Source organism: Nonomuraea sp. NPDC003560, assembly GCF_042878785.1.
Taxonomy (GTDB): domain Bacteria; phylum Actinomycetota; class Actinomycetes; order Streptosporangiales; family Streptosporangiaceae; genus Nonomuraea.
Map to the genome: position 1 here is coordinate 715,882 of NZ_JBIAOF010000002.1, position 14,492 is coordinate 730,373.

At 72.6% G+C, this 14,492-nt stretch carries 18 protein-coding genes; 10 read left to right on the forward strand and 8 right to left on the reverse strand.

Annotation, left to right across the window (positions count from 1 at the left end; all coding sequences use genetic code 11):
* Nucleotides 1-12 precede the first annotated feature (12 nt).
* Both ybaK and ACFYUV_RS08665 read right to left on the reverse strand, forming a co-directional pair.
* Nucleotides 13-468, reverse strand: a complete 456-nt coding sequence (gene ybaK / locus ACFYUV_RS08660) for a Cys-tRNA(Pro) deacylase (protein WP_387667468.1) — start codon at nucleotides 466-468, stop codon at nucleotides 13-15.
* 62 nt (nucleotides 469-530) lie between these two features.
* Entirely contained in the window at nucleotides 531-1,268 is a 738-nt protein-coding gene (locus tag ACFYUV_RS08665) for a helix-turn-helix domain-containing protein (protein ID WP_387666485.1), read from the reverse strand.
* A gap of 55 nt (nucleotides 1,269-1,323) precedes the next feature.
* Here ACFYUV_RS08665 and ACFYUV_RS08670 point away from each other — a divergent pair, with 55 nt between their 5' ends.
* On the forward strand, nucleotides 1,324-2,445 hold the full coding sequence (locus ACFYUV_RS08670) for an MFS transporter (RefSeq protein ID WP_387666488.1): 1,122 nt from the start codon (nucleotides 1,324-1,326) through the stop codon (nucleotides 2,443-2,445).
* Here ACFYUV_RS08670 and ACFYUV_RS08675 read toward each other — a convergent pair.
* The 3 genes from ACFYUV_RS08675 to ACFYUV_RS08685 form a co-directional block, all read right to left on the reverse strand.
* Nucleotides 2,442-4,166: a trypsin-like serine peptidase gene (locus ACFYUV_RS08675; protein WP_387666491.1), complete on the reverse strand. Its 1,725-nt coding sequence runs from the start codon at nucleotides 4,164-4,166 to the stop codon at nucleotides 2,442-2,444. The genes ACFYUV_RS08670 and ACFYUV_RS08675 overlap by 4 nt on opposite strands.
* A gap of 91 nt (nucleotides 4,167-4,257) precedes the next feature.
* A complete protein-coding gene (gene ligD, locus ACFYUV_RS08680; RefSeq protein ID WP_352358387.1) occupies nucleotides 4,258-5,259 on the reverse strand; it encodes a non-homologous end-joining DNA ligase in 1,002 nt (333 codons plus the stop codon).
* Between the two features lie 48 nt (nucleotides 5,260-5,307).
* A complete protein-coding gene (locus ACFYUV_RS08685; protein ID WP_387666495.1) occupies nucleotides 5,308-5,502 on the reverse strand; it encodes a hypothetical protein in 195 nt (64 codons plus the stop codon).
* A gap of 367 nt (nucleotides 5,503-5,869) precedes the next feature.
* On the opposite strand from ACFYUV_RS08685, the gene hisD reads away from it, so the two are divergent.
* The 9 genes from hisD to hisF are packed head-to-tail and all read left to right on the forward strand — an operon-like array spanning nucleotide 5,870 to nucleotide 11,871.
* Entirely contained in the window at nucleotides 5,870-7,186 is a 1,317-nt protein-coding gene (hisD, locus tag ACFYUV_RS08690) for a histidinol dehydrogenase (protein ID WP_387666498.1), read from the forward strand.
* On the forward strand, nucleotides 7,183-8,268 hold the full coding sequence (locus tag ACFYUV_RS08695; protein ID WP_387666501.1) for a histidinol-phosphate transaminase: 1,086 nt from the start codon (nucleotides 7,183-7,185) through the stop codon (nucleotides 8,266-8,268). Before hisD ends, ACFYUV_RS08695 begins: the two co-directional genes overlap by 4 nt.
* The gene (gene hisB / locus ACFYUV_RS08700; RefSeq protein WP_352326348.1) at nucleotides 8,265-8,858 is read left to right on the forward strand and encodes an imidazoleglycerol-phosphate dehydratase HisB; all 594 of its coding nucleotides are present in this window, start codon (nucleotides 8,265-8,267) and stop codon (nucleotides 8,856-8,858) included. The genes ACFYUV_RS08695 and hisB overlap by 4 nt, the downstream gene beginning before the upstream one ends.
* Complete coding sequence (locus tag ACFYUV_RS08705; protein WP_358293892.1) at nucleotides 8,855-9,010, forward strand: hypothetical protein; 156 nt, start codon at nucleotides 8,855-8,857, stop codon at nucleotides 9,008-9,010. The genes hisB and ACFYUV_RS08705 overlap by 4 nt, the downstream gene beginning before the upstream one ends.
* Nucleotides 9,007-9,642: an imidazole glycerol phosphate synthase subunit HisH gene (gene hisH, locus ACFYUV_RS08710; protein ID WP_387666505.1), complete on the forward strand. Its 636-nt coding sequence runs from the start codon at nucleotides 9,007-9,009 to the stop codon at nucleotides 9,640-9,642. The genes ACFYUV_RS08705 and hisH overlap by 4 nt, the downstream gene beginning before the upstream one ends.
* Nucleotides 9,639-9,968 (forward strand): hypothetical protein, encoded by a 330-nt coding sequence (locus tag ACFYUV_RS08715; protein ID WP_387666508.1) that lies wholly within the window; start codon nucleotides 9,639-9,641, stop codon nucleotides 9,966-9,968. The genes hisH and ACFYUV_RS08715 overlap by 4 nt, the downstream gene beginning before the upstream one ends.
* Complete coding sequence (gene priA, locus ACFYUV_RS08720) at nucleotides 9,969-10,691, forward strand: bifunctional 1-(5-phosphoribosyl)-5-((5-phosphoribosylamino)methylideneamino)imidazole-4-carboxamide isomerase/phosphoribosylanthranilate isomerase PriA (RefSeq protein WP_352326353.1); 723 nt, start codon at nucleotides 9,969-9,971, stop codon at nucleotides 10,689-10,691.
* A gap of 32 nt (nucleotides 10,692-10,723) precedes the next feature.
* Entirely contained in the window at nucleotides 10,724-11,113 is a 390-nt protein-coding gene (locus tag ACFYUV_RS08725) for a Rid family hydrolase (RefSeq protein WP_352326354.1), read from the forward strand.
* Nucleotides 11,110-11,871, forward strand: coding sequence for an imidazole glycerol phosphate synthase subunit HisF (gene hisF, locus ACFYUV_RS08730; protein ID WP_352358369.1), 762 nt, complete (start codon nucleotides 11,110-11,112; stop codon nucleotides 11,869-11,871). Before ACFYUV_RS08725 ends, hisF begins: the two co-directional genes overlap by 4 nt.
* 104 nt (nucleotides 11,872-11,975) lie before the next feature.
* Here hisF and ACFYUV_RS08735 read toward each other — a convergent pair whose 3' ends face one another.
* The 3 genes from ACFYUV_RS08735 to ACFYUV_RS08745 form a co-directional block, all read right to left on the reverse strand.
* Nucleotides 11,976-13,337 carry a glutamine synthetase family protein gene (locus tag ACFYUV_RS08735; RefSeq protein WP_387666512.1) on the reverse strand — a complete coding sequence of 454 codons (1,362 nt, stop codon included), beginning with the start codon at nucleotides 13,335-13,337 and terminating at the stop codon, nucleotides 11,976-11,978.
* A gap of 62 nt (nucleotides 13,338-13,399) precedes the next feature.
* Entirely contained in the window at nucleotides 13,400-13,561 is a 162-nt protein-coding gene (locus tag ACFYUV_RS08740) for a hypothetical protein (protein WP_185844438.1), read from the reverse strand.
* Nucleotides 13,562-13,724: 163 nt separating this feature from the next.
* Complete coding sequence (locus ACFYUV_RS08745) at nucleotides 13,725-14,378, reverse strand: TIGR03085 family metal-binding protein (protein WP_387666515.1); 654 nt, start codon at nucleotides 14,376-14,378, stop codon at nucleotides 13,725-13,727.
* Between the last annotated feature and the right edge of the window lie 114 nt (nucleotides 14,379-14,492).

The following is a 14,492-nucleotide window of genomic DNA, read 5'->3' on the forward strand; positions in this document are numbered from 1 at the left end:
CCGTCGGGACGCTCAGCCGGCCTTGCCGATGGGGGCGGTGACCGCGCGGGTGAGGATGATCAGGTTGTCGGGGGCGGTCTCGATCTGGAGCCCGCGCCGGCCGGCCGAGAAGTAGATCGTCTCGTGGTCGAGCGCCGAGGAGTCGACCACGGTGGGAAGCTGCTTGCGCTGGCCGAGCGGGCTGATGCCGCCCACCACGTAGCCGGTCACCCGCTCGACCTTGGCCGCCTCGGCCATGGCGGCCCGCTTGCCGCCCAGCGCCGAGGCCAGGGCCTTGAGGTCGAGCTTGCCCGACACCGGCACGACCGCCACCGCGAGGCCGCTCTCGGTCTCGGCGACGAGCGTCTTGAAGATGCGGTCGTAGGGCACGCCGAGCGCGTCGGCGGCCTCCTCGCCGTAGGCCTGGGCGCTCGGGTCGTGGTCGTAGGGGTGGAGCGTGAAGTCGGCCTTGGCCTTGGTCAGCGCCATGGTGGCCGGGGTGCCGCCGCCCTTGCCTTTCGTTTTGCTCACGTCTGACAAGTGTAGCGAATCTACATTGTAAAGGCGCGGCCCGGCGTGTACCCGAGCGCCCGCCGGAAGACGTCGATGAACGCGCTGGCCGAGGCCCAGCCGCAGCGATGGGCGACCACGGTGACCGGCAGGCCGTCGGCCAGCAGCAGCAGCGCCTGGTGCAGGCGGAGCTGGGTGCGCCACTGGGGGAAGCTCATGCCGAGCTCGCGGCGGCACAGCCGGGCGAGCGTGCGCTCGCTGGTGCCGGCCAGGGCGGCGAGGGTGGCCAGGGTGCGCCCGTCGGCGGGGTCGTCGTGCAGGGCGGCGCAGACGGCGGCCAGACGCGGGTCGCGCGCGGCGGGCACGTGGAAGGGCTGCTCGGGGGCGCGTCTGAGCCGGTCGAGCAGGACGGCGAGCAGCCGTTCGCGCTCCTCGCCCACGGGGGCGTCGTCGTCGGTGTAGGCCATGACGAGCTCGCGCAGCAGCGGGCCGACGGCGAGCACGGCGGGCCGGTCGAGGCCGAGCGGATTGTCGGTGAGCCCGACCAGGCGCAGGTCGGTGCTGCCGTGGGCGCGGTGTTCGTGCACGGTGCCGGCGGGCACCCAGATGGCGCGGTTGGCGGGGGCGACCCAGGTGCCGGCGTCGGTGGTGACGGAGAGCATGCCGGCGCAGGCGTAGGCGATCTGGTGGGTGTCGTGCCGGTGGGCGTCGATGCCCGTGCCGGGGGCCAGGGGGCGGCGGCCGGTGGGCGCCACGGGGGTGTGGCGGATATTCGGCATAGGTTGGCATTTTATCGGAAGCAGGCCAGGTCGGGCCGGGGACATCATCGGTGGCGTGAACAGGATCCGGTCGCTGGCGGCGGGGCACGCGTGCGTGGACTTCTACCAGGGCGCGGTGCCCGCGTTGGTGCCGTTCCTGGTGTCCGGGCGGGGGTACGGCTATGTGGCGGTGTCGGGGATCGTGCTGGCGGCCACGTTGTCGTCGTCGGTCGTGCAGCCGGTCTTCGGGCTGCTGACGGACCGGTGGCGGATGCCGTGGCTGATCCCGTCGGCCATGGTGGTGGCGGGGGCGGGCGTGGCGTGCGCCGGGGTGACGGGGTCGTACGCGGTGACGTGGCTGGCGGCGGCGGTGTCGGGGCTGGGGGTGGCGGCCTACCATCCGGAGTCGGCGCGGCTGGCCAGGATCGCCAGCGAGGGCGGCCATGTGCGGATGAGCTGGTTCTCCTTGGGCGGGACGCTGGGGTTCGCCTCGGCGCCGGTGCTGGTGACGCCGCTGTTGTCGGCGTGGGGGTTGGGGGCCTCGCCGCTGCTGGCCGTGCCTGCGGTGCTGGGGGCGGTGCTGACGCTCCCTGCGGTGCGGGCCTTGGCGGGCGGCCGGGGCGGGGCGCGTCCGGCGGTGGGGGCGGTGGGCCGTGACGACTGGCCGGGGTTCGCCCGGCTGACGTCGGTGATCGTCTTCCGGTCGGTGGTGTACGTCGGTCTGAGCGCGTTCGTGGCCCTGTACGTGGGCGGCGGCGCGGCGGGCGCGGTGGCGTTGTTCGTGCTGTTCGCGGGCGGGGCGGCGGGCACGGTGCTGGGCGGCCGGCTGGCGGCCCGGTGGGGGAGGGTGCCGGCGATGCGGGCGGCGTACGCGGCGGCGGTGCCTGCGGTGGCCGGGGTGGTGCTGGCGCCGGGCCCGCTGGTCTACGTCTTCGTCGCGGCGTCGTCGGTCGCCCTGTACGTCCCGTTCTCCCTGCACGTGACCCTGGGGCAGGATCTGCTGCCGAACCGGGTGGGCACGGCGAGCGGCGTCACGCTGGGGCTGGCGGTGAGCGTGGGCGGCCTGACCAGCCCGCTGGTGGGCGCGGTCGCGGAGGCCGCCTCGCTCAGGACGGCGCTGGCCTGCCTGGTCGTCTTCCCGGTGCTGGCCTGGCTGCTGGCGCGGACGCTGCGGGAGCCGGCGCCGGCCGCTGCCTAGCCGGTGGCGGTGCGCAGGCGCAGGACGGCGGAGTTGTCGCGCTGGGCGGGGTCGAGGCGGGTGGAGGTGACGTGCATGGTGACCGGCAGGGCGGCGTCCGCGTCGCGGCCGACGGCGACCTTGGCGGAGATGCGGACCGGCCGGCCGGGGTGGATGACGTCGATCACGCATTCGGCCCGGTGGTCGCCGTGGCGGCAGGTGGCGCCGTCGACGGAGGTCAGGGTGGCGCCGGTCGGGAGCGTGAGGGTGACGGGCACCTGGGCGGCGGCCATGAGCCCGCGCATGGTGACGGTCGCGGTGACGGTGGCGGTGCCGCCGCGGCGGACGGGCGCGCCGGGGCCGGCGGCGTCGAGGGAGAGGGAGTCGTAGACGCCCTTGGGGTCGGCCTGGCGGACGATCGCGCCGTAGCCCTCCGCGTTGAGCGCGGTGGCGACGGAGTTGCCGTCGGGCTCGCCGTCCTCCTTGCCCGCCGACAGCACGCCGACCAGGTCGTCGCTGCCGCGGACGACCCATGGCCCGCCGCTGTGGCCCTTGGCCAGATGGCAGTTGTAGGTCTCCATCCGTCCGGCCGGGTCGCCGGCGCCGGCCAGCCGGGCGGCGAGCATGTCGCCGGTGGTGTTCTCGCCGCGGGCCTGCTGGGTGCGGCCGAGGCACCACAGCTGGTCGCGTCCGTCGTAGGGCCGGCGGCCGAGCACGCCGGGGTAGCCGGAGGTGGCGATGGTGAAGCGGCCGCCCTCGTTGCGCAGGGGGGTGAAGGCGCCGACGGTGTCCTGCAGGGTGCGGTTCCGGCCGCCGACCTCGACGAGCGCGACGTCGTAGACGGAGTTCCAGTCGCCGCCGGTGCGCCCGGTGTAGGCGTCGGGCTTCCAGGCGCGCCGTCCGCCCCATCTGCCGTACGGCTCGCGCTGCGCGGCGGTGGCGGCGCGGCCGTCGTAGGCGGGGACGAAGGCGAAGTTGGTGTGCCAGGTGCCGGACGCGGAGCCGTCGGGGCTGCTGTAGACGCAGTGGGCGGCGGTGATGACCAGCAGTCTGCTGGCCGACCGGACGACGGAGGCGCTGCAGGAGTCGTCGCGGCCGGTGGCGTTGACGAAGAACAGGCGTCCGGTGGCGCGGCTGTTGCCGTCGGCGGTGTACGGCCGGCGCACGGGGGCGTAGCCGTTGGCGTCGCCGCCGGGGGTGAGCCGTTTGGCGCCGGGCACACTGCGCCGCTCGGCCGCACTGTTCTGGGCGGCACTGTTCTGGACGGCACTGTTCTGGGCGGCACTGTTCTGGACGGCACTGTTCTGGACGGCGCTGTGGTCGGCGGTGCTCTGGGTGGCGGTGCCCTTGGCGGCCGTGTCGTGGGCGGCCGTGTCGTGGCCGGTCGTGCTGGGCGGGAGGGCGACGGCCTTGGCCTTGGCCTGTTTGCCGGGCGTCCAGTAGCGGGCGGCGCGTCCCGGGCGCATGAGCGGCGACGACGCGGCGCCCGGACTGCGGTCCCGGCTCTGCACAGGGCGCTGCACAGGGCGCTGGGCAGGGCGCTGCACAGGGCGCTGGGCAGGGCGCTGCACAGGGCGCTGGGCAGGGTGCTGCGCGGTGGGGGCCTTGAGCGGGGGCGGTTCGGCGGTGGCGGGCGGGGTGACGAGGGCCATGGCGGGCGCGGTGGTGAGCGCGGTGGTGAGTGCGGTGGCGAGTGAGACGCCGGCGAGCGCGGCCAGCGTGGTGACCAGAGTCTTCGACACGATGTCCCCCTGGGCGGTCCGAAGCGATTCCGATCACTGTAAGTCATGACTTCATCACTTACCGTGCCCAAGCGGGACGTGTCGCGCCCGGTCAGCCCGCCGCGGCGTCCCCAGGGGCGAGGAACTCGGCGGTGCTCGCCTCGCCGGGTTCGCGGTCGGGGCGCAGGCCGCGCCAGGAGGGGTGGCGCAGCCGGCCGTCGCCGGTGACCTCGGCGTACTGGACCTCGCCGACGACGCGGGGCTCGACCCAGTGCGCGTGGCGGGCGTGCTCGCGCGGGACGGGCTCGTCGAAGGGCGGCCCGGGGCGTTCCAGGGGCGTGAGGAGGTCCTGGAGGTCGCGCAGCATCTGCTGGGTGAAGCCGGTGCCGACGTGCCCGACGTAGAGCAGGCGGCCGCGCGGGTCGTAGGCGCCGAGCAGCAGCGAGCCGATCATGCCGGACCGCCGTCCGCCGCCGGGGTGCCAGCCGCCGATGACGACCTCGGCGGCGCTGACGTTCTTGACCTTGGTCCATTCGCCGCTGCGCCGGCCGGGCCGGTAGGGGGAGCCGAGCCGCTTGCAGACGATCCCTTCGAGCCCGAGCTGGCGGGAGGAGTCGAAGGCGCGGTCGGCGTGGTCGGCGAACCACACGGGCACCTCCCAGCGGAAGCCGGGCCGCAGGGTGTCCTCCAGCAGCTCGCGGCGCTCGCGGTAGGGGCGGCCGATCACGCTGTCGGCGTCGAGGTGCAGGATGTCGAAGGCCATGAACGTCACCGGCACCGCCCGGGTGAGCTCGGCGACGGTGGCGGGGTTGCGCTGGTGCATGCGGGGCTGGAGGGCGGCGAAGCTGGGGCGTCCGGTCTCGTCGAAGGCGACGATCTCGCCGTCGATCACGGCCGCGTGCCGGCCGGTGGAGCCGGCCATGAGCTGGAGCTCGGGGTAGGCGGGGGTGATGTCCTTGTTGTTACGGGACATCAGGCGGACCGAGCCGCCCTCGACGTAGGCGAGGGCGCGCACGCCGTCCCATTTCATCTCCACGGCCCAGCCCTCGCCCTGGACGGAGGTCAGGGTGCCCAGCTGGGCCATCATCGGCGCGTAGGCCGGCAGCCCCACCATGGATCATGCCGTACCCCGGGGGGTTGATCGACAGTGGCGGGCCGGGGTCTACAAATGGTCAAGCGAGGTGTCTTCCACCAGTTCGCCGAGGTCTACACCGTGTTCGTCCAGTTCGGACACCGTCTTGCAGTAGCCGCGCAGGTACGTCCGGCCGTTGACGCGGTGGGAGACGCGCAGCAGTGGACGATCATCGAGGATGATCGCCTCCACCAGGATGCCGCCGGGGGCTCGCCACTGTCCCATGCCGCCCAGGGTAGGCGAGTGGACATAATGGACATGTAATGCGAAAGGCGTTACGAACCACCTACGCCGCGCCGAGCGGGGCAAACAGCCGCAAGGTTATTTTTAACTCACCGAGAGTTTTCTTTGCCGCAGGGTGTTAGACGCCTGCCGGGCCGGGCAGAAGGGGGCCAGGCCATTCCCCCGGCCGTGACCGCGCCCCCGTGGCGGCCACGGCCACTCGGCCCCGGCTTGGCCCGGTCCGGGGCTCCGGCGGCCGCGAGCGCGGTGTCGGCGAACGCCGCGCTCGCGGCCCCCGTAACGTGTCCAGCCTGCGTCCCGCATTCTGGACAGAAGCGGATCCGGGGTCCGGACTCCGTAGACTGTCAGGGTGATTTCCCGTATTGACATGCGCGGTTCCCTTCCTGCGGACCTGCGCGACGTGCTGCCCCGCGCCGAGCTCGACGTCGAGGCCGCCCTGGAGAAGGTGCGGCCCATCTGCGACGACGTGCGCCATCGCGGGGCGGCAGCCGTACGGGAGCTGACCGCCAGGTTCGACGGTGTCGAGATCGCCTCCGCCCGCGTCCCCGCCGACGTCGTCCGGCGGGCGCTCGACGAGCTCGACCCCCGGGTCAGGGCCGCGCTGGAGGAGTCGATCAGGCGGGCCCGGCTGGTCCACCGCGACCAGCGCCGCTCCGACGTCACCACGCAGGTCGTGCCCGGCGGCACGGTGACCGAGCGCTGGGTGCCGGTCGACCGCGTGGGCCTCTACGTGCCCGGCGGCCGTGCCGTCTATCCCTCCAGCGTGGTCATGAACGTCGTCCCGGCCCAGGAGGCGGGCGTCGCCTCGCTGGCCGTCACCAGCCCGGCCCAGAAGGAGTTCGGCGGGCTGCCCCACCCCACCATCCTGGCCGCATGCGCGCTGCTCGGCGTCGACGAGGTCTACTCCGTGGGCGGGGCGCAGGCCGTGGCGATGTTCGCCTACGGCACCGAGGAGTGCCCGCCCGCGACCATGGTGACCGGCCCCGGCAACATCTGGGTCGCCGCCGCCAAGCGCCTGCTCAAGGGCCGCATCGGCATCGACTCCGAGGCCGGCCCCACCGAGATCGCCATCCTGGCCGACGAGACCGCCGACCCGGTGCACATCGCCGCCGACCTGATCAGCCAGGCCGAGCACGACACGATCGCCGCCGCCGTCCTGGTCACCACCAGCCTTGAGCTGGCCGAGGCGGTCGAGAAGGAGCTGCCGGGCCAGGTCTCGGCCACCCGCCACTCCGAGCGCATCACCGAGGCGCTGGGCGGCCGGCAGTCGGGCATCGTGCTGGTCTCCTCGATCGACGACGGCATCAAGGTCGTCGACGCGTACGCGGCCGAGCACCTGGAGATCCACACCGCCGGCGCGGCCGAGGTCGCGGCCCGGATCCGCAACGCCGGGGCGATCTTCGTCGGCCCCTACGCGCCGGTCTCGCTCGGCGACTACCTCGCCGGGTCCAACCACGTGCTGCCCACCGGCGGCTGCGCCTGCCACTCCAGCGGCCTGTCGGTGCAGTCGTTCCTGCGCGGCATCCACGTCGTCGACTACACCCGCGACGCGCTGGCCGGCGCGGCGGCCCACGTGTCGGTGCTGGCCGACGCCGAAGACCTGCCGGCGCACGGCGCCGCGATCCGCGCCCGCTTCGACTGGCGAGTCCCCACGGAGTCAGAGTGAACCCCGCCGATGTGACCCTCGACGACCTGCCGATCCGCGACGACCTGAAGGGCCGCTCGCCCTACGGCGCGCCGCAGATCGACGTGCCGGTCCGGCTCAACACCAACGAGAACCCCTATCCGCCCTCGCCCGCGCTGGTCGCCGACCTGGCGCAGGCCGTCGCGGCGAACGCGGGCGAGCTCAACCGCTACCCCGACCGCGACGCCACCGGGCTGCGCGCCGACCTGGCCGCCTACCTGGGCCACGGGCTGAGCCCCGAGCAGGTGTGGGCGGCCAACGGCTCCAACGAGGTGCTCCAGCAGATCCTGCAGGCCTTCGGCGGCCACGGGCGCACCGCCATCGGGTTCGAGCCGTCGTACTCGATGCACCCGATCCTCACCACCGGCACCAGCACCGAGTGGATCAGCGCCGTCCGCGAGGACGACTTCTCCCTCGACCCCGGCAAGGCCGTCGCGGCGATCGAGGAGCACCGGCCCGACATCGTCTTCCTGGCCTCGCCCAACAACCCGACCGGCACCGCGCAGCCGCTGTCGACGATCGAGGCCGTGCTGGCCGCCGCGCCGGGCGTGGTGGTGATCGACGAGGCCTACGCCGAGTTCGCCCGCCAGGGCACTCCGTCGGCGCTCACGCTGCTGCCGCGGCACCCGAGGCTGATCGTCACCCGCACGATGTCCAAGGCGTTCGCCATGGCCGGCACCCGCCTCGGCTACCTGGCCGCGCACCCGGCCGTGGTGCAGGCGCTGCTGCTGGTGCGGCTGCCGTACCACCTGTCCACGCTCACCCAGACGGCCGCGCGGGTCGCGCTGCGCCACCGCGCCGAGCTGCTCGGCACGGTCGACGCGCTGCGCGCCGAGCGCGACGCCACGGTCGCCTGGCTGCGCGGCAAGGGGCTGTCGGTGGCCGACTCCGACGCCAACTTCGTGCTGTTCGGGCGGTTCCCCGACCGGCGCAAGGTGTGGGAGGGGCTGCTGGCACGCGGTGTGCTCATCCGCGAGGTGGGCCCGCCAGAATGGCTGCGTGTGTCGATCGGCACCGGCGAGGAGATGGCGGCCTTCCGCGCCGCGATGGAGGAGGTTCTGTGAGTCGCGTAGGGCGCGTGGAGCGGGCAACGAAGGAGACCTCGGTCCTGGTCGAGGTGGGCCTCGACGGCACCGGCCTGGTCGACGTCTCGACCGGGGTGGGCTTCTTCGACCACATGCTGGCCCAGCTCGGCAAGCACGGTCTGTTCGACCTGACCGTCAAGACCGAGGGCGACCTGCACATCGACTCCCACCACACGATCGAGGACACCGCGCTGGCGCTGGGCGCGGCCTTCCGCCAGGCGCTGGGCGACAAGTCCGGCATCCGGCGGTTCGGCAGCGCGTCGTGCCCGCTGGACGAGTCGCTGGCCCAGGTCACCGTCGACCTGTCCGGGCGGCCGTACCTCGTGCACACCGAGCCCGCGGGCATGGCCCCGATGATCGGCCCCGACTACGACACGACGATGACCCGGCACATCCTGGAGTCGCTGGTGGCCCAGGCGGCCATCTGCCTGCACGTGCACGTGCCGTACGGGCGCAACGCCCATCACATCGTCGAGGCCCAGTTCAAGGCGCTGGCCAGGGCGATGCGCGAGGCGTCCGAGCTCGACCCGCGCGCCTCGGGCGTGCCGAGCACCAAGGGTGTGCTGTGACCGACAACCTCATCGCGGGCGTCATGGTGTTCCTCGGGCTGTTCCTCGGCGGCGGCGTGTTCTCGCTGGCCAAGCAGGGTCTCAAGGTGGGCGCCGCGGTCTGCGCGCTCGGCGCGGCGATGGCGATCACGGCGGGGGTGTTGTGGTGGTGAGCAAGAACATCGTGGTGCTCGACTACGGCTCGGGCAACCTGCGCTCGGCCGAGCGGGCCCTGGCCAGGGTGGGCGCGGACGTCACCGTGACCGCCGACTTCGACGCGGCGCTCAACGCCGACGGGCTGGTCGTGCCGGGCGTCGGCGCGTTCGCGGCCTGCATGGCCGGGCTCAAGGGCGTGCACGGCGACCGGGTCATCGGCCGCCGCCTGGCCGGCGGGCGTCCGGTGCTGGGCATCTGCGTCGGCATGCAGATCCTGTTCGCGCGGGGCGTCGAGCACGGCGTCGAGACCGAGGGCTGCGGAGAGTGGCCCGGCACGGTCGAGCGGCTGGAGGCGCCCGTGCTGCCGCACATGGGGTGGAACACGGTCAAGGCGCCCGCTGAGAGCGTGCTGTTCGCCGGGCTCGACGCCGACACGCGTTTCTACTTCGTGCACTCCTACGGCGTGCGCGAGTGGGAGCTGCAGCCGGCCGACCCCGGTTTCGCCGCGCCCGTGGTGACGTGGGCCGAGCACGGCGTGCCGTTCGTGGCCGCCGCCGAGAACGGCCCGCTCATGGCCACCCAGTTCCACCCGGAGAAGTCCGGCGACGCCGGAGCCGCCCTGCTGAGGAACTGGCTAGAGACGGTATGAGCAAGGAGCGGGCGCGCCGGCGGGCCGAGCGGGAGGCCGAGCGGGCGCGCGCGATCCGGCTCAACGAGGAGCGGCAGGCACGCCGCGCCCGGCGCCGCGTCCTGATCGCCCGCCTGATCCCGCGCCCGGTCAGGTTCGCCCGGCAGGGCGGCCTGATCGCCCGCCGCCATCGCGCCCAGAACGTCGCGGTGGCGCTCGGCTTCCTGATCGTGCAGGCGATCGTGTGGCTGGTCTGGGGCTCGCCCGCGGTGAGCCTCGCCGTGTTCGTCTTCTCCCTGCTGCTCGCACCTGTTGTCGTGACCCTCGCTTTCGACCGGAGGACCTGAATGTCGCTCGTATTGCTTCCCGCCGTGGACGTCGCCGATGGCCAGGCCGTACGCCTCGTCCAGGGTGAGGCCGGGACCGAGACCGGCTTCGGCGAGCCGCTCGCCGCGGCGCTGGCCTGGCAGGAGGCGGGCGCCGAGTGGATCCATCTGGTCGACCTCGACGCCGCGTTCGGCAGGGGCTCCAACAAGGAGCTGATCAGCGAGGTGATCGGCAAGCTCGACGTCAAGGTGGAGCTGTCCGGCGGCATCCGCGACGACGAGTCGCTGGCCGCCGCCCTGGCCACCGGCTGCCGCCGGGTCAACATCGGCACCGCCGCCCTGGAGAACCCCGACTGGTGCCGGAAGATCATCGCCGAGCACGGCGACCGGATCGCGGTGGGCCTCGACGTGCGCGGCACCACGCTGGCGGCCCGCGGCTGGACGAAGGAGGGCGGCGACCTGTGGGAGGTGCTCGACCGCCTGGAGGCCGACGGCTGCCCCCGCTACGTCGTCACCGACGTGACCAAGGACGGCATGCTGCAGGGGCCCAACCTCGACCTCTACCGGCGGATCTGCGCACACACCGACAAGCCCGTGATCGCCAGTGGCGGCGTGTCCAGTCTTGACGACCTGGTGGCACTGGCTTCTCTCGTCCCGGACGGAGTGGAGGGAGCCATCGTGGGCAGGGCCCTGTACGCTCACGCGTTCACTCTTGAGGACGCGCTGGCCGCGGTACGCGTTTAGCTTCGCCGGGAGGGGGCGGAATGAGCGTCAGCATGGAAAGCACCGGTCCGAGGGTGTTCTCGGGCGGCATCTGGGAGGAGAAGTACGGGTACGCCCGCGCCGTGGTCGTGGGCGAGCGCGTGATCGTCTCCGGGTGCACGGCCACGATCGACGGCGAGGTACGCCACGTCGGCGACGCCTACCGGCAGAGCCTGACCGCCATCGACATCGCGCTGGACGCCGTCGAGGTCGGCGGCCTGACCCGCGAGGACGTCGTCATGGTCCGCTACTACGTGGTGGAGCAGCGCCACTTCGACCTCGTTGGCCGGGCCATCTACGAAGTCTTCGGGCACGTGCGGCCCGCCTGCACAGGAGTGAGGGTCGCCGGGCTGGTCGACCCTCGAATGCTGGTCGAGATCGAAATCGAGGCACTGCGAGCATGACCGTAGCGGTAAGAGTGATCCCCTGTCTCGACGTCGACGCCGGGCGGGTCGTCAAGGGCGTCAACTTCGAGAACATGCGCGACGCGGGAGATCCGGTCGAGCTGGCCAGGCGCTACGACGAGGAGGGCGCCGACGAGCTGACCTTCCTCGACATCACCGCCTCGTCCGGCGAGCGGGAGACCATGCTCGACGTGGTGCGCAGGACCGCCGAGCAGGTGTTCATCCCGCTCACCGTGGGCGGCGGCGTGCGCGCGGTCGACGACGTCAACCGGCTGCTGCGGGCCGGGGCCGACAAGGTGTCCCTGAACACCGCGGCCATCGCCAGGCCCGAGCTGCTGACCGAGGCGTCGCGGCGGTTCGGCGCGCAGTGCGTGGTGCTGTCGGTCGACGCCCGCCGGGCGCCGGGCATGCCCAGCGGGTTCGAGGTGACCACCCACGGCGGCCGGCGCGGCACCGGCATCGACGCGGTGGAGTGGTCGGCGCGCGGCGAGGAACTGGGCGTCGGCGAGATCCTGCTCAACTCCATGGACGGCGACGGCACCCTCGACGGCTACGACCTGGAGCTGCTGCACGCGGTGCGCGCGGCGGTGCGGGTGCCGGTGATCGCCAGCGGCGGGGCCGGCCGGCTGGAGGACTTCCCGCCGGCGATCGAGGCCGGGGCCGACGCCGTGCTGGCCGCCAGCGTGTTCCACTTCGGCACGCTGAAGATCGGCGACGTCAAGGAGACACTGCGCATGGCGGGCCACCCGGTCCGCTGAGGCACGTGGTCCGCTGAGTCCAACTGGTCCGTCGAGGCCGCCCGTCCGTTGAGGCCGCCTGCCGGCCCTGCCCGCGCGGGGCCGGCGGGCGGCCAGAAGGGCGGTCAGAACACCCGCAGGTGGTGGAAGAGCTCGTAGGAGGCGTCCTTGGCGGCGAACGCGGCCGCCTCCGAACGTTTGACCGCCAGGTACGCGCTGCGCCGCAACGGCCCGAGCGCCTCCATGAGCACCTCGTCGGCCTCCAGCGCGTCGAGCGCCTCCTCCAGGGAGCCGGGCAGGCGGGGATAGCGGCCGGGCACGGTGTCGGGATCGATGTCCACGGCCTCGCCCGGGTCGAGCTTGCGGCGGATGCCGTCGAGCCCCGCGTGGATGACCGCGCCGAGCGACAGGTACGGGTTGGCCGAGGAGTCCGACGGCTTCAGCTCCAGGTTCGGCTCGCCGCTCTCGCCCAGCGGCGAGCACACGCGCACGGCCGCCTCCCGGTTGTCGGGGCCGTAGACCGCGTACGCGCTGGACCACATGCGGGGTGAGAGCCGGCGGAAGCTGTTGACGCTGCCGCAGGTCAGGGCGGTCAGGCCGGGCAGGTGGGCGATCAGGCCGCCGATGAAGTGCGCGCGTTCCGGGCCGTCCTCGGCGAACAGGTTCCGGGTGTCGCGCCACAGCGACAGGTGCAGGTGGGCGCCGTTGCCGGCCTGGTCCGCCAGGGGCTTGGGGGCCAGCGAGGCCCACATCGACATGCGCATCGCCACGCCGCGCACGGTCTCCCGGTAGAGCACGTGGTTGTCGGCGGCGCGCAGCGGGGGAGCGTGGTGCACCGACAGCTCCTGCTGGCCGGGGCCGAGCTCGGGGTGGTAGTGCTCGACGCGCAGGCCCTGGGTCTCCAGCGCGCGCATGAGCCTGATCGTGTAGTCGTGCGCGGTGTCGAAGCCCGTGCCGGCGTAGCAGAGAGAGTCGTCGAGCGGCACCAGCCGGTCGGGGCCCCCATTGGGGTCGGGCAGGCGGCGGCCGAGCGTGAACTCGGGCTCGAAGGCCGCCTCGATCCGGTAGCCGTCGCCGGTCAGCTCCGCCACGGCGTCCTTGAGGAACGTGCGGGCGCAGGCTTCCCACGGTGAGCCGTCGGGCCGCCGCAGGTCCGACAGCATCGCGGCGGCGCCCGGTGCATGGGGCAACGGGACGAACGTGGCCGGGTCGGGGACAATGCGAACCTCGCCCACCGGACCCAGGTGCTCGACCTCCTGAAGCTGGTCGAGCATGTTCATCGCCATCATGGCCACCGTGTGCCCGATGCCCGAGTTGAGCCGTTCGGCCAACCGGGACCGGGACGCCGCCTTGCCACGGACCACGCCACCGTGGTCGGCGTACAGGAAACGGATCAGCTCGATGCCCTCAAGCTCTGCCCGTTCGAGGACGCGCCGGGCCTGCGGATCGAGCTGATTGATCTTGTTGCCGCTGGGGCGATCTCTCATCCTGCCTGCGTAACACGATCTGTCAGCGCGTGGAAGCACCTAGCGCGGACAGAACGCGAACGTCAGGTCAGAACGTTCGTAAAGAAGACCGCCAATTGGTTGGCTCCTTGGACAATTCCGTCAAACACGCCGTTGACCGCGGCCGCCGCCTGGGCCGGCCGGGTGAACAGGTAGAAGACCACGAACGCCACCAGAACGTACGTAGCCACCTTCTTGACCTGCATGGGGGGCCTCCTGCAGTCCATTCCCAGCCGTATATACCCGGATCTGGGCGATCACGGTCATCTTCTGTGAAGATGTCCAAGATCCTAACCGGGGGGCTTCTTTCCTGTGCCATCGTACGGGCTGGAGGTTTAAGACGAGGGGTTTCTGGGCCGAGGGTTTCGGTCAGAATCCGAGCCGGGCTTCGGTTGCCCGGCTCACCGCCGCGTCGTCGCCGGTCAGCTCCACCCGGGCGTGCTCCTGCCGGCCGAAGCAGAACAGCAGCAGCTCCTGGGCCGTGCCGGTGACCTGAACCTTGGCGCCCTCCCGAGCCCCGCCGAGCGCCACCCCGCCGACCGCCCCGCCTCTCGCACCGTCTCCCGTGCGGCGCAGCACCAGGCGCACCGGCGAGCGGCGCAGCATGATCCGGGCGCCCGCCGACACCCGCTTCCAGATGAGCTCGTCGAGGTCGGCCGGCAGCTCGCGCGGCTCCCATCCGGGCTGCGCGCGGCGCACGTCCTCGTGGTGGACGAAGAACTCCAGCGTGTTGACCGCCTTGTCCAGGAAGGGCAGCAGCCCGTAGACGCCGCCCGGCCGGCGCGCGATGCCCACCAGCTCGGGGTAGGGGTGTCTGGCCTTCAGGCCGTTCTGGACCGAGGCGGTGTAGCCCGCCAGCGCGCTGATCCCGATGCCGCCCATGGCGTCCGGCCGGCGCTCGCGCAGCACGAGGTGGGCGGCCAGGTCGTAGGTGGTCCACCCCTCGCACAACGTGGGCGCGTCGGGGCCGAGCCGGTCGAACAGGTCGCAGAGCGCGGTGCGTTCGCCACGAGCGTGAGTCACCTGATCAAGCCTACCTGTGGGAATAAGGAGACGACCGGCCGTGATAGGGACATAGATAGAAATATCGACGTTTGAAGGGAAAAATACCGAGTGGCGAGCAAGGTCACCTCGGCC